12 protein-coding genes are annotated in these 15,751 nt (G+C 33.5%); 4 read left to right on the plus strand and 8 right to left on the minus strand.

The window, feature by feature from the left end; all coding sequences use genetic code 11:
* Positions 1–18 precede the first annotated feature (18 nt).
* A complete protein-coding gene (locus J2W95_RS03230) occupies positions 19–984 on the plus strand; it encodes an App1 family protein (protein ID WP_310003889.1) in 966 nt (321 codons plus the stop codon).
* Positions 985–1,025: 41 nt separating this feature from the next.
* Here J2W95_RS03230 and J2W95_RS03235 read toward each other — a convergent pair whose 3' ends face one another.
* Complete coding sequence (locus J2W95_RS03235) at positions 1,026–2,933, minus strand: ABC-F family ATP-binding cassette domain-containing protein (RefSeq protein ID WP_310003891.1); 1,908 nt, start codon at positions 2,931–2,933, stop codon at positions 1,026–1,028.
* A gap of 75 nt (positions 2,934–3,008) precedes the next feature.
* On the opposite strand from J2W95_RS03235, the gene J2W95_RS03240 reads away from it, so the two are divergent.
* Positions 3,009–3,383: a DUF983 domain-containing protein gene (locus J2W95_RS03240; protein ID WP_310003893.1), complete on the plus strand. Its 375-nt coding sequence runs from the start codon at positions 3,009–3,011 to the stop codon at positions 3,381–3,383.
* On the opposite strand, the gene J2W95_RS03245 is transcribed toward J2W95_RS03240, so the two are convergent.
* The 7 genes from J2W95_RS03245 to topA form a co-directional block, all read right to left on the minus strand.
* Positions 3,384–4,442, minus strand: coding sequence for an NAD(P)/FAD-dependent oxidoreductase (locus J2W95_RS03245; protein WP_310003896.1), 1,059 nt, complete (start codon positions 4,440–4,442; stop codon positions 3,384–3,386).
* Positions 4,443–4,520: 78 nt separating this feature from the next.
* Complete coding sequence (gene porN, locus J2W95_RS03250; protein WP_310003898.1) at positions 4,521–5,510, minus strand: type IX secretion system ring subunit PorN/GldN; 990 nt, start codon at positions 5,508–5,510, stop codon at positions 4,521–4,523.
* 45 nt (positions 5,511–5,555) lie between these two features.
* The gene (gene porM / locus J2W95_RS03255) at positions 5,556–7,115 is read right to left on the minus strand and encodes a type IX secretion system motor protein PorM/GldM (protein WP_310003900.1); all 1,560 of its coding nucleotides are present in this window, start codon (positions 7,113–7,115) and stop codon (positions 5,556–5,558) included.
* Positions 7,116–7,167: 52 nt separating this feature from the next.
* Entirely contained in the window at positions 7,168–7,797 is a 630-nt protein-coding gene (gene porL / locus J2W95_RS03260; protein WP_310003902.1) for a type IX secretion system motor protein PorL/GldL, read from the minus strand.
* A 54-nt stretch (positions 7,798–7,851) separates the two neighbouring features.
* Positions 7,852–9,258, minus strand: coding sequence for a T9SS ring complex lipoprotein PorK/GldK (gene porK, locus J2W95_RS03265; RefSeq protein ID WP_310003905.1), 1,407 nt, complete (start codon positions 9,256–9,258; stop codon positions 7,852–7,854).
* A gap of 267 nt (positions 9,259–9,525) precedes the next feature.
* Positions 9,526–10,677 (minus strand): formimidoylglutamase, encoded by a 1,152-nt coding sequence (locus tag J2W95_RS03270; protein WP_310003907.1) that lies wholly within the window; start codon positions 10,675–10,677, stop codon positions 9,526–9,528.
* 73 nt (positions 10,678–10,750) lie between these two features.
* Positions 10,751–13,270, minus strand: a complete 2,520-nt coding sequence (gene topA, locus J2W95_RS03275; RefSeq protein WP_310003909.1) for a type I DNA topoisomerase — start codon at positions 13,268–13,270, stop codon at positions 10,751–10,753.
* Positions 13,271–13,731: 461 nt separating this feature from the next.
* On the opposite strand from topA, the gene J2W95_RS03280 reads away from it, so the two are divergent.
* Both J2W95_RS03280 and J2W95_RS03285 read left to right on the plus strand, forming a co-directional pair.
* Positions 13,732–15,315: a glycerol-3-phosphate dehydrogenase/oxidase gene (locus tag J2W95_RS03280; protein WP_310003911.1), complete on the plus strand. Its 1,584-nt coding sequence runs from the start codon at positions 13,732–13,734 to the stop codon at positions 15,313–15,315.
* 51 nt (positions 15,316–15,366) lie between these two features.
* The gene (locus J2W95_RS03285) at positions 15,367–15,702 is read left to right on the plus strand and encodes a 7(1) septoil knot domain-containing protein (RefSeq protein ID WP_310003913.1); all 336 of its coding nucleotides are present in this window, start codon (positions 15,367–15,369) and stop codon (positions 15,700–15,702) included.
* Positions 15,703–15,751: the final 49 nt, after the last annotated feature.

Genomic DNA, 15,751 nt, shown 5'->3' on the forward strand with positions numbered 1-15,751 from the left:
TAAAACTAATCATATCAAATGAAGCCTTATTTGAAATTATATCGTGGATATGCCAATGAACAGGAACTCATAGTCATGGGCCACGTATTTAATTCTAATAAAGTCAAGGATTATGATTTTAAAAAAAATAATTTCAAAAATGCCAATGCAATTATTAATTTATTTAGAACAAAAACGAAAGCAAATGCGGATGTATATTTAAAGTACAAAAATTCAACAATACATACAAAAACATTGGATGATGGATATTTTAAATTTTGTATTCCTGTGGACACTACTGTTGGTTTTGGCTGGATCAATTATGAAGTAACCGCCAATGTCAATAATGAAAGCATTGTCGAAAAAGGAAGCTATATTCGTCCCATTGAAGGCAGTCTGGGAATTATATCAGACATTGACGACACATTTATAGTTTCGCACACCTCAAATCCATTAAAAAAATTATATGTTTTATTGTTTAGAAATGTAAATAAAAGAAAGATTTACCAGAACGTTGTTTCCCATTATCAAGCCTTAAGTTCTGCAGGCAGAAACAACAAAAACGAACAAAATGCTTTTTTTTATGTATCTAGCAGTGAGTGGAATTTATACACTTTTATAATTCGTTTTACCGAAATCCATCAATTACCCAGAGCTGTTTTATTGCTAAAAGACATCAAAACAAGTTTAAAAGATTTTGTCTTCACTGGAAGAGGAGGTCACAACCATAAATTTGAAAAAATAAAACATATTCTCGAATTTTATCCAAATTTGAAATACGTTTTATTGGGTGATGATTCTCAGGAAGACCCCTATTTATATGCAAACATCTGCAAAATATTCCCTGTAAATGTAAAAGCTGTTTATATAAGACAAACGGGGAATTCTAAGATAATGAAAGTAACTAGTGTACTAAACAACCTAAAGGACTTAAACGTAGAAATTTGTTATTTTAAAAATAGTCAAGAAGCCATTGAGCATTCAAAAAGGATAGAAGTAATTTAAGAATTACCTATAAAAAAAGCTCCAAAAATGGAGCTTTTTTATTACAAATTATCTATTTCTTCCTGAACAATTTCCCAGTCCAAAAGTAACTTATCCAATTCTGCTTTCTTTTTGTTATAAGCTACAAAAAAGGAAGCATCTTCAATGTGTTTATCATAATTGGAAGCCAACAATTTATCATCGTGCTGAATGTCTTTTTCCAATTGTTTAATTTGACTTTCTACTTTACTTAACTTGTTTTGTAAAGCTTTGCCTTTTTTCTGATCTTCATAGGAAGCTTTGTTACTTTCTTTTGCTACAGTAGCTTTCAAAGCATCTTTTTTCTCGACTTCACGCATATTTTCCATATTGCGTTCTTCTAAGAAATAATTAATATCCCCTAAATATTCCCTGATTCTTTGATCTTTGAATTCGTACACAATATTAGACATTCCTTGAAGGAAATCCCTATCGTGAGAAACTAACAATAAAGTTCCACCAAATTTTTGCAAAGCAGCTTTCAAAACGTTCTTAGATTTTATATCCAAGTGATTTGTTGGCTCATCCATCAACAAAACATTAATAGGTTGCAATAATAATTTACAAAGCGCTAAACGGTTTCTTTCGCCTCCAGAAAGCACTTTTACCTTTTTCTCTACATCATCTCCGCGAAACAAGAAGGAACCCAACATATCGCGCACTTTCATTCGGTTCGTATCCATCGCAGCGTCTTCCATAGTTTGCAACAAGGTAATCTCGCCATCAAGATACTCAGCTTGGTTTTGGGCAAAATAACCCAACTGCACATTATGACCTAATTTAATCGAACCTTGGTATTCAAATTCATCAACTATTGCTTTAATAAAAGTAGATTTTCCTTGACCATTTTGACCAACAAAAGCAATTTTACTTCCACGTTCCACCAATAAACTAATATCTTTCAAAATGGTTTTATCACCATAGCTTTTGGTTACATTTTCAGCTTCAATTACAACTCTACCCGGCTCTTTCGAAACAGGAAAAGAAATATTCATAACCGAATTGTCGTCCTCATCAACTTCAATTCGTTCAACTTTGTCAAGCTTCTTAATTAAAGATTGTGCCATAGAAGCTTTGGAAGCTTTGGCTCTAAATTTTTCAATCAGCTTTTCGGTTTCTTCAATTTTCTTGGCTTGATTTTTCTGAGTGGCCAATTGCTTTTCACGAATTTCATGACGCAGCTCTAAATATTGAGAATATGGTTTATTGAAATCATATGCTTTCCCTAAAGATATTTCAATAGTACGATTAGTTACATTATCCAAAAACATCTTATCGTGCGAAACGATAACTACAACTCCAGGATAATTACGTAAAAAACTTTCCAACCAAATAATACTTTCGATATCCAAGTGATTCGTAGGCTCATCCAGCAACAAAACATCATTTGACTGCAATAACAATTTAGCCAACTCGATACGCATTCTCCAACCTCCAGAAAAAGTTTCAGTTTGATTGTCAAAAACTTCACGTTTGAAACCTAGACCCAAAAGAATCTTTTCGGTATCTCCAACATAATTATACCCTCCCAATAATTCAAAGCGATGTGTATAATCAGAAAGGTCTTCGATAATTTTACTGTATTCTTCACTTTCATAATCGGTACGAGTTACCAAAAGGTGATTAATTTCAGCTAACTTTTTTTCAACAATTTTAATCTCAGTAAAAGCTTCATAAGCCTCTTCCAAAACCGTTCTTCCAACTTCAAAATCAATATCCTGACGTAAGAAACCCATTCGAATCTCCTTCTCTTGAGAAATTACTCCCGAGTCTGGAGCAAAATCTTTTGCTAGTATTTTAAGCATTGTCGATTTCCCTGCACCGTTCTTTCCAACAAGACCAACTCGGTCACCCGCACCCAATCGAAAAGTCACTTCCTCAAACAAATAAGAACCACCAAACGAAACCGATAAATTGTGTATATTAAGCATGTATTATTATTTTATTCCTTTATGAATTAGTAAATTTGGTCTTTCTAAAAATAGAAAAATTAAATTTTTTTGCAAATGTTAAAAAAAGGATCCAAACTATATAGCATTTTAACAGGAACTTGTCCAAAATGCATGAATGAGAGTATGTATGTGGACAAAAATCCTTTACATTTAGGTTCAGTACTCAAAATGAATGAACATTGTAGCCACTGTGGTCTAAAATATCAAATTGAACCTTCCTTCTTTTATGGAGCTATGTATGTTAGTTATGGTTTGAATGTTGGAGTCGGCATTGCAACTTTTATTGTTTCCTATCTTATTTTTAAAAGTAGCATTCAGACTTCTTTTATTGCAATTATTGCCACATTAATCATATTATTCCCAATAGTATTACGATGGTCTAGAAACATCTACATCAATATGTTTGTTTCTTATGACCCTAAAATATAATTACGCTTTTCCTTTACGTTTATTGGTAAATCTTTTGATATCGATTTCATTATCCAACAAAGCGTCATTTTCAATATTTTCAAACAATGCTTTGGCCATTGCTGGACCAAGCATTACACCGCGAGTTCCCAATCCATTCAATATATGAACTCTTTTAAATTCTGGATGCGTTCCCACTAATGGTCTTCGGTCTCTAACAGTTGGTCGAACACCAGCATAATGCTCAATAATTTCAAAATCGCATGAAATAATCTCCCGAATTCTATCAATTAATTCTTCCCTTCCTTCTTCAGTGGGCAAATTAGTTTTGTCTTTCCAATTATAAGTAGCTCCAACTTTAAACAAGCCATCACCTAATGGTAAAATAAAAACACTAGTATTTACAATAACATCCAACTTTAAAAACGGTGCCTTAATAATGAACAATTCTCCTTTTGTACCATCCAAAGGCAGATCATTAAAAAAAGAATTAGCGTGTAGACCAAATCCTTCAGCAAACACAATGTGCTTAGCATCTATTCCTTTATAAGAAACTCCATCATCTTTAACAATTAAAGTATCATAATCAAAAGTTTCTGTTCTCAAAAGTTGATGTGATAACAAATAATCATGATATTCAGAAACCAACAGAGCTGTATCAACATACCCAGTCTGTAATACTTCTCCATATCCAAAAGGAGAATCAATACCATCAAAAGTTTTAAATATTAAAGAAGTAGACAAAAAGGGAGCCAAAGCTGGTTTATCTGAAGCAGCAAACCAATTATTTTGTTCTTCAATAGAAAAAAATTTTCTTAATATGGGTATTTTGAAATCAACCTTTGATTCAATTTTATCGTTAAGATGTGAGTAAAAATAATCCATTAATTGCAATTGCTCTTGAGCTTGCCAAACTTCACTAAAGCGCTTTAAGATAACCGGATTATAAAGTCCTCCTGCTATTTTAGAGGAATTTTGAGAATCATCGTTAAAAACTATAACCGTTTTATTATTCAACATGGCTGTCTCCGCAAAAGAAATACCAGCTAAACCAGACCCAACAATAATATAATCAATCATAAATAATATAATAAATGTAAAAAACAAAAAACTCTTACTTAAAATAAGTAAGAGTTTTTATTGTAAAATATTAGGGAATTAGTAATTCCACATATCATGTTCGAAATCACGAATTTTATCTTTAATTCTATCTGATTCCAATAATTGATTCAAAGCGTTTTCGTTTACGTATTCAGTAATCAAACGGTCACCGTAAACATTTTCTTCTTTGTAAATAACACCACTAAATTGACGTGAATCTAAAATTCTATCAAACGAAACTGGCATAGCCGAGTTTTTCTCGTTGAAAGCCAAATACTGATGTAAATAATCACGTATTGAAGGATAAAATATCCAGAATAAATCAATGTAATCAGGATTTTCACTTCCAACTTCTCTAGCTTCTGGAGCAATTGGGCAAATACCTAATAAACGATATTTCAATTCACTTTGACGTTTATCAAAATACCAGTACCCTTTTAATTTGTATCCTGTGATATCTTGTGCTGTAAGTTCTCTTTTATCAATAAATTGAGGATCTAAAGCTTTAGCAACGGGAACAGTAGCAGGACCAACCACTTTTACTTTTTTACCTTTTACAGTTTTATAAGTAATCGACGGTTTTGCTTTTGGGTAATACAAATCTCTATTGGCATTTACTTCTTCTCTACCAGCATTAGTAGTATCTATATAAGTAAACGAACTACTCATATCTTTGAAAGTTTTTTTGGTATTAAAATAATCATCAGCATACACTTCAGTTATTTTATTAGTCTTAATACCTTTAATCAAAACATCAAATAATGATCTTCTATCTTTTCCAATATTAGTGGAATCGATTGGGAAATAAAGAGGAAAATTAAATCTTTCGCTCAAATCAACAATCTCCCATGTAGTTTTACCCATCAAAATATCTCTGTCATCCACATAACCATAAGCTAAAGGCTTATCATTGTCAAGAGATACTTGAGATTTAGTTTTTATACCAATTTGATCTGGCGTCTTAGCATTCAGCAAATTAGACTGTGCAAATGAAGAAAAACTTCCTGCAACAAATGCCATAACCGCAACTAAATTTTTAGTCTTCATCTTTATTAATTATTAAGTTATTTAAGTAGAATAGTAACTTAAATATTATTGTATTTCGTAAATTACTACAGCTGTTCTTGAAAGCATAATATCAGAACCAACTAATTTAGTTTTAATATCTGAAATCGTAACTTGATCACCTCTTGTAGCTCTTGCTAAAGCAGTTTTACATTGTGCATTTACTCTATCACCAGAAACAATAACCGCAGCTTGACCCGCAACTTTTAAAGTAAATCCAACAACACTCAAATTAACATTAAAATCAAAATCAGGAAGTTTAGCAGAAATTTGTGAAACTTCTAAACGAGACTTAGCTCCTTTAACAATTCCCATTTCTCCACCGATTGCACCTACTGGAGGTGGAATACCTTTAATTCTATATGATTTTTTATCCGATACTTTAGAACCATCAGGCAAAGTACCTGTTACATTAATAACAACTTCAGAACCTTGTCCTGGATTCATATTATAAGAACCTGGCTTACCAGCTGAACTTAAACCTGGAGCTGATGCTGACACTTTATCAGCTGAAACTCCTGCAAAAGAGATAGTCATAGGGTTTACAACACCTCTATAAACCACATTCATTTTATCTGCAGAAATAGTTGCTGAATTTGGTTTTGGAACCACTACATAATTTCCTATAATTGGAATAGCTACTGGTTTTCCATCTTCCATAAAAGTAAAGTTACCATTAATGTCGTGTTCACCAACATTACCTGCACCAAAACTAAAATCAACTTGACCATCATGTAATGCTGTACCAAGATTTAGATTACTACCGTTCACAACAACTTTAGTAGGAACTGTAGCTTTATCAAAACGTCCTAAAACGATTTTTCCTTTTACAGGTTCTCCAGAGAAGAAAGCAGATTTCTCAGGAATTACAATTGCAGTATAATTTTTCATGGAAGCAGCTGCTACAGCAGTTGAACCAGTTAATCTGCTCAAAATTTGATTCTCAATTGTATTAACATCATTTTGAATTGCAGTTAATTTAGCTACAGATGCAATAAGAGGAAAATGTTTGAAATTATAATCTAAATTATTTTTTTTCACGCCTTCTCTATCAACTACATCTCCAGTATTGAACTTTGTATTAAATTCAGCTGCAATATCCTTAAATTTAGCATCGTTTCCAATTGCTAATTTAATAGCCGCTTTATAAGCATCTACAGCAGCTGCAACTTCTTTACCTTTTGCAGATAAACCATCACCACTAAACCAAGATTCATCTAATTTTGATGAATTATCCATTGTCTCATAAGGCAATTTACCGTTCTCTTCTCTTTTAATATCTTTAGTAAAATCAGATTTTAAAGATTCTACATATTTATAAAAAGTAGCAGTTGCGGCATCAACTTTCTTTCCAATTTCATTAGGTACTTTATATTGCTCAGGTTTATCTTGAGCTTTAAGATCCAAATCAGCTAAAATAGCTTCATTTGAAGATAATGCTAAATTATTAGCCGTTTCAAATCTTTCATTTATTAATCCAAAAGCAGATAATACTTCTTTGGACATATTTAATGCTAACATTGCGATGAAAACCAAGTACATCAGGTTAATCATCTTCTGTCTAGGGGTTAATTTTCCTCCTGCCATTTTTTCTAATTAGTTTATTATTTAATATTATAATATATAGTTAAAAAACTAATTATCCTTTATTACTCATTGCAGTAAGCATACCGCCATATACATTATTTAAAGATGCAATGTTTGCAGTCATTGATTGCATTTGCTCTTTTAATTTACTAGCATTTTCAGCAATTTCTTTATTAGCCTCAGCGTTTCTAGAAGCGCTTTCTAATTGCACTTTATACAAACTATTCAATGACTCCATTTGCGCAGCAGCCATAGACAATTCTTCACTGTATTTTTTAGTTGCAGAAATAGAATCAACTGTAGGAGAAATATTTCTTGAAGCATCTTCAAAATTTCTAATACTATTTCCAAGACTATTCATTAATTCACCATCAATTTTAGCCTCTTTTAACAATGCGTCTAATTTAGCAGATAACATTCCATCAGCATCATCAGATACAACTTCTTTTTTTGCAGATTTTTCACCACCTGCTAATTCAGGATACACCAATGACCAATCTAATTCATGTTCAACTGGTTCAAATGCCGATAGAGCAAAAATGAAAGCTTCTGTACAAAGACCAACTATTAATAATGCACTAGCTCCAGGGTAATGTTGAATTTTAAATAGGGCTCCGATAATTACTACTGCCGCTCCCATACCATAGGTAAAATTCATTGTTTTTTTGCTCAATATTGCCATCTTTTTAAAAATTTAAAGTTAATTTTAGGTTATTATTATTTGATTTATTTGGGGTTATTTTCTTTTATTATTACCGGTTGTTTGAGTTCCCATGTAATCTTGAACAGTTCTGAATCCAATATAACTTCTAGCTGAATCAGAGTATTCAAATGCACGAGTACTTACTTGAAGGAAATAAGCAACATCTTTCCAAGATCCTCCTCTTACAACTTTACGTTTATTAGAATTATCAATAACTGCTGGGTTCATTGTAGAAACGAAATCATAAGAGTTAGCATCATATGCAGAATCCGTCCATTCTGAAACATTACCAGCCATATTATATAGATTATAGCCATTAGTTTCATAAGATTTAGCTTCTACAGTATACAAAGCTTGATCCGCAGCATAATCTCCTCTGTTAGGTTTGAAATTAGCTAAGAAACATCCTCTATCGCTTTTTGTATAAGGACCTCCCCAAGGGAAAGTAGCTGATTCAAGACCACCTCTAGCGGCATACTCCCACTCAGCTTCTGTAGGCAATCTAAATGAATTCACATTATCAACATGATTCTTTTTAGATTTTAAATAACTATTTTTATTCAAAGTCCTCCATTCACAGAAAGCTTTTGCTTGACTCCACGTCACACCAACTACAGGATACTCTCCATAAGCTTTGTGCCAAAAATAATCATTATGCATAGGTTCATTGTAAGAATATGCAAAATCTTTAATCCAAACTGTAGTATCAGGATACACCTTAACCTCTTCAGTTCTTATGAAGTCTTGTCTTTTTCCAACTTTAGCTTTAGCTGCAGCTTGAATATCCATCCAAGTGTAACGGAATTTAAGCTTATTCACATCTATTGTTCTCAATCCATTATAAGATGCTTCTAAAGGCAAATACATCGAATCCATTACTTCAGTGTAATATTCATCTGGATATTTCTTAACATCTTTAACTAATTTAGCCTTTCTATCCAGTCTTTTATAAGCGTTTGGATCTTTATCCGTACCGATACTATAATAGTTATCATACATATATTTATCGTAGGCAGTCATTTTTTCTGGATCGGAATTATTATTACTAAAAGAATAATCAGCTATACTTCCAGTATTCTTTCCTTTTCCATCGCTAGCTGCACCTTGACCACTATCTTCAGCCAAAATAGCCAAACGAAAACGAATCGTAGAATCTTTTACCCATTCCACAAATTGGCGGTATTCGCTATTTGTAATCTCTGTTTCGTCCATATAAAATGCCCTAACAGTAACTGTTTTTGTTGGTGCGTCAGCAACATTAGCAACATCATCATCCGATTTACCCATGATATATGAGCCACCAGGAACCAATGTCATTCCATAAGGTTTTTCTGGATGCCACTTTGCTCCTTTTACACCAACCAACTCTCCTTTGTCGCTTGATCTACCACAGCTAATCAACACTGTTAAAATTGCCGTAAATGCAATGAAATTCTTCATAAAAATTGGGGTTATCTATTCATTATTAATTAGGACTGCAAACCTATTTATTTTTTCACAAAAAAACAATTCTTTATAGCCTCTAAATATTTGGTCAAATGTATGTTAAAAATTTTAAAAAAAAAATAAATTGTCGCCAAAGTGCTAAAAAAGAGCGATAAAAAACATGATTTTAAAAAATTTGTAAGTATATCGTAAATATTTTAAATATTCACATAAAATTAACTATTTTAATAAATATTTAATAAATGATTTAAGTATTAAAACTTACATCACATTTTTTCTTTGCGCCTTCCACCATCTCTCTGGCATTTCCTGATTGCAAGCTGCCAAATACTCCTCATACGAACACGGTAATAACGTGTTTTTTTTCAATTTATTGCTAGTGTTTGAAATAAATGGTATCTCAATCCACCAACGATCTGTTTTATCACTTTTATAAAATACCAAATCCTCTTCTTCAAGCGGAACTATATATTTTAAATAATTTTCTCTACTACCAAAAGGATACTCATTTGACCTATAATGATAGCCTTCTATAAAATACCAAACTATCTGAGCTATAATTACCGCTTCCTGTTTCGAATTATTATGATTAAAGATCCCAAATGAACTTACTTTGTCACTTATCCCAGCATATCTGGATAACGAGCAAATTTCCTTACCATTAAAACCGTTTGGGTTAAAAACTGTAAAATTCCCAGAATCTGATGATTTTACAGAATTCAAATCGATACTCACAACATCTGCATCCCTAAAAACTGGTTCCGAAATTGAAATATTATTCGAAACTTCACCCAAACGATAAGCATCAAAGAACAACTTATCAATCAAATCTATTTCCTCCTGGGAGTTATAGTAAGTTTGATAGCCAATATTACAAAAATTAAACAAGTTATTAGGCTCGTCGATAATTATTTTAGTTAAAAAAGAATCAGAACTAATAACCTCATTTTCTTTCCCAAAATCAAACCTGCTGTCTATGGAAACTAAATTCACCATTTGTTCCAAATCGTCGTATCCTCTATACAATGCATAAGTTAAATCCTGAGACCCACCAATTATTATAGGTACGATTTTTCTTTTTATAAGACTTGAAGCTATTTTTTTTAATGCAAAAAAAGTATCCTCTTTTGAATTTCCAGGAAGAATATCTCCTAAATCAGCAATAGTCACTTTCCAATTCCCTGGAAACATCCCATACAATTCTTTTCGAATCGCATCAAGATTAACATTTGCACTACCATTCTTATCATCTCTATTTTCAAGAACACCAATTATTGCAATATCAATTTTATCCAAATCAGGCATTGCATCATTAGTATGCAAAACTATTTTGCTGCCCAAATGTTGCACAGACAAACCTAAGACATAATTTAGAAAATCTTCACTTAATGGTTCTAAAAAATCAAACTCCATTTTTTTACATCTTTTACCTCTCCTCTACTATTTCCCTTGAAAGGAAAAAAGAGGACTATTTGAATTTAATTCTCTATTTCTTTTTGGCCACTACTTTTTTTACTGCGGGTTTCTTTGCTGCAGTAGTTTTTTTAGCTGCAACTTTTTTGGCTGGCGTTTTCTTGGCAATCATTTCTTGAACTTCAACCAATGTCAATTTTGTTGCATCAACATCTTTACTTAATTCAATTTTTATTTTTCCTTTTGTAATAACCGAACGTCCCCAACGTGCCTTCTCAACCAAGATACCTTCTTCTTCCCAATTATGGAGAACTTTATCAATATTTTTTTGCAATTTATCCTCAATCAATTCTTGAATATCCGACTGAGATAAATTATCGAAATTATATTTCTTACTAACGTTTATAAAGATCCCATTCCATTTAATAAAAGGACCAAAACGACCAGTTCCTTTCTGAACACCTTCACCTTTGTAAACAGAAATTGGTGCATCAGCGATCGCTTTTTCATCAATTAACTCTTGAGCTCGTACCATGGAAACATCCAAAGGATCTTCTCCTCTTGGCAAAGAAATAAAAACACTTCCGTGACGTACATAAGGACCATAACGACCATTACTCACTTCTACTTCTTCTCCTTTATATATACCCAGGTTTTTTGGAAGCAAAAATAAATTCAAAGCTTCCTCTAAAGTAATAGTACCAATATTTTGTTCGTGTCTAAGACTCGCGAATTTTTTATCCTCATCTTCGGCATCACCAATTTGAGCCATTGGACCAAACTTACCCAAACGAACTGAAACCGGTTTACCTGATTCAGGATCAACTCCTAAAATTCGTTCTCCGCTTTCTCTGTCTGCATTCGCTTCAACATCTTTTACTGTTGGGTGAAATTTATCGTAGAATTCCTGCATCATTTTAGTCCACTCAATATTTCCCTCAGCAATTTCATCAAAATCATGTTCGACTTTTGCAGTAAAATTATAATCCAAAATATTACCGAAGTTCTTTACCAAGAAATCAGTAACAATTGTACCAATATCTGTAGGAACCAACTTGCCTTTATCTGAACCAGTATTTTCTTTAAGCGATTTTTCGCCTACTTTACCAGATTGTAAAGTCAACTGCGTATAATTTCGTTCTAATCCTTCAAGGTTTCCTTTCTCAACATAATTTCTGTTGATAATAGTAGAAATAGTTGGTGCATACGTAGATGGACGACCAATACCTAATTCTTCTAATTTCTTCACCAAAGAAGCCTCTGTATATCTTGCAGCGGCTCTAGAATATCTTTCGGTTGCAGCAATATAATTGTTTTGTAATTTTTCATTCACCTTCAAGGCAGGCAACAAACCTTCTTGTTCTTCCTCTTCATCATCGTGTCCTTCAAGATAAACTTTCAAAAATCCTTCAAAAAGTAAAACCTCACCAGAAGCAGTGAATACTTCATCGTGATTATTAGCTTCAATTTTCACGTTAGTACGCTCCAACTTAGCATCACTCATTTGAGAAGCCAAAGTCCTTTTCCAAATCAAGTCGTATAAACGAGCTTGATCTCTATCAATATTTACCGTATGAAGTGACATATCAGTCGGACGAATCGCTTCGTGCGCCTCTTGTGCACCTTTACTCTTATTGACAAAAGTTCTTGGATTTGAAAACTCTTTTCCATACGATTTGATAATCTCGGCCTGAGCCGCATCCATCGCCTCTTTGGACAAGTTCACGCTGTCCGTTCTCATATAAGTAATAAGTCCGGCCTCATACAGTCGTTGAGCCAATTGCATCGTGATTCCAACAGGTAAATACAATTTCCTTGCTGCTTCTTGTTGCAAAGTCGAAGTTGTAAAAGGAGCTGTTGGTGATTTTTTGGTAGGTTTAGTTTCTAAATCCGCTACCTTATATATAGAACCGATATTTTGTTTTAAAAAATCTTCGGCTTCTTTCTTTGTATTGAAATTTTTTGGAAGCTTTGCCTTAAAAGTCTTTCCTGCTTCATTTGTAAACTCTGCTACAACCGAATAAGTTGCCACAGCTGTAAAGTTTTGAATTTCGCGTTCTCTCTCCACAATCAACCGAACAGAAACCGACTGAACACGTCCAGCAGACAAACCGCCTTTTACTTTTCTCCAAAGAACTGGTGACAATTCATATCCAACCAAACGATCCAAAACTCTACGAGCTTGTTGTGCGTTTACTAGATTATAATCGATTTCACGCGGTTTTTCAATAGCTTTAAGAATAGCTGATTTGGTAATCTCATGAAAAACAATACGTTTTGTTTTCTCTTTTTTAAGTTTTAATTCTTCCGCCAAGTGCCAAGAAATAGCCTCTCCCTCGCGGTCCTCATCACTTGCTAACCAAACCATATCGGCATTTTTGGCTAAAGTCTTTAATTTAGAAACCAATGCTTTCTTATCCGCGGAAACTTCATATTTTGGAGTAAATCCGTTTTCGACATCAACACCTATTTCTTTAGAAGGCAAATCGGCAATATGCCCGTAACTTGATTCTACCTGATAATCACTTCCTAGAAATTTTTCGATTGTTTTTGCCTTTGCAGGGGACTCAACTATCACTAAATTCTTTGCCATATTGCTATTGTTTGAATCGCAAAAGTAATTTTTTTTTTTAAATATCAACCTTTCATCGATTTTAAAAACCAATAAAATCGGCAGAAAACCCATTTCAACAGCTCAATCCGCTTCAATTTACACACCGCTTCAATCTATCTTTAATAATTCTAAAGTCAAAAAGCATCTTTTTTCTACCTATATATTAAGGTAAGAAAATTAAAATCTGTAGTCAAAATAGAATCCTGTTATTAACTAGGAGCAGAAAGATTTGGCATTATCGGTAAGCATGGTACCTGCTGTCCACTATATTCCATCTCGTAAAAAACGAGATAGAATGCCGCTTCCATCAGGGCTAAAGGGAGAGACTTGGCTTTTTTGTAAGTATTCCCAAAAAGATAAATTTCAATAATCAAACTCAGGTTGTCAAATTATTTGGCTAATTTTACTAAAGAGACTAGCCAAATCAACAAAACCGCTCAATGAACAGAATTGAACAGTTAGAAAAACTAAAACAGAACCAAGATTGGGATATCATCATTATTGGTGGTGGTGCCAATGGACTTGGCGTTGCAGTTGACGCGGCAAGCAGAGGCTTTAAAACGATACTTCTCGAAGCGGTGGATTTTGCAAAAGGAACCTCAAGCCGAAGTACCAAATTGGTTCATGGCGGTGTTCGCTATTTAGAACAAGGCAATCTTTCTCTAGTCATTGAAGCTCTAAAAGAAAGAGGATTAATGGAAAAGAACGCAGGTCATTTGGTTAAAAATGAATCTTTCATTATCCCAAATTACAATAGGTGGAGAGGTTATTTTTACACCTTTGGCCTAAAAATTTATGATCTGTTATCCGGTAAACTAAGCCTTGGAAGTTCCAAATATTTATCCAAAGAAAAGACAATCGAGTTATTACCATCCATTGAACCAAAGGGACTACAAAGCGGTGTCCTCTACCACGATGGACAGTTTGACGATTCCCGTTTAGCAATTAATCTTGCCCAAACAGCCATCGAAAAAGGAGCTTGCGTACTCAATCACTTTAAAGTTATTGAATTAATAAAGGATGACAAGAATCAAGTTATGGGTGTCATAGCCGCAGACCAAGAGTCGGGAGAGAAACATACCATAAAAGGAAAGGCAGTCATTAATGCAACTGGGGTATTCACCAATGCCATCATGAAAATGAATGACACTGTTTATAAAAAATACATCGTTCCCAGTCAAGGAATTCATTTGGTGTTTGACAAATCCTTTTTGCCTGGTGATTACGCATTAATGATTCCCAAAACTAGTGACGGAAGAGTGCTTTTTGCAGTTCCTTGGCACGACAAAATTGTTGTGGGAACTACGGACACTTTGGTCAAAAAATCAGATATTGAACCAATTGCACTCGAAGAAGAAATTGAGTTTGTATTGAAAACAGCAGAAAGATACTTAACAAAAAAACCGACACGAGCCGATGTTCTATCCGTTTTTGCGGGATTAAGACCTTTGGCAGCTCCCGAAAAAAAAGGACAGACCACCAAAGAACTTTCCAGAAGCCACAAAATAATTGTTTCCGAAACCGGATTAATCACTATAACTGGCGGAAAATGGACAACCTACAGAAAAATTGCCGAAGAAATAGTCAACAAAGCTATTACAGTTCACCAACTAAACCCAAATAAATGTGTGACTGAACATTTGGCTATTCATGGAAACAAAAAAAACAGTGCTGTAGATTTTGAAAATCATCTGTTCATTTATGGAACAGACAGTGAGTTTATTTTGCAATTACAGGAAAACGAACCTGAACTAAAGGAAAAATTACATCCAGATTACAATTATACTTTGGCCGAGGTGGTTTGGGCTATCCGAGAAGAGATGGCAGTCACAGTTGAGGATGTTTTGGCCAGACGTGTCCGACTACTTTTTTTGGATGCACGCGCCGCGATTGCCAGCGCAGAAAAAGTTGCCCATTTACTTGCAAAAGAATTAGGTCATGATGAAAACTGGATTCAAAATCAATTGACAGATTTTAAAGGCGTGGCGAATGGTTTTTTGTTGAAAGAATTTCGGGTTTTATAACATTAGTGGAATACATTAGTCTCAACAATATGAACATTAAATTTGTGAAAAATGAAAAATACCTTTTCTGTAATAGCTCTTCTATTATTTAACTTGACGACTCAAGCCCAAAAAGTATTTTCAACTCAATACGCAAATCAAGCTGATGTAAAAGTTTATGTGGTCGATTATCCGAATCAGGCAGATTTAAAAGTATACAAAGTCAAATACAATAATCAAGCTGGAAAGAATGATGGTTTATGGTTTTTTACCGAATATGACAACCAAGCAGACAAAAAAATATACTTCGCCGAATACGCCAACCAAGCTGATGTCAAGATTTATTTTGTGGAGTATGAAAATCAAGCAGGTTGGAACGATAATTCTAAAAAAGCCTTTTTCTATTAAAATCATCAAAAACCAACTACATTCTTCGAAGTACAAAACTTTTATAGTT

This window comes from Flavobacterium granuli, from assembly GCF_031456055.1.
Taxonomy (GTDB): Bacteria; Bacteroidota; Bacteroidia; order Flavobacteriales; family Flavobacteriaceae; genus Flavobacterium; species Flavobacterium granuli_A.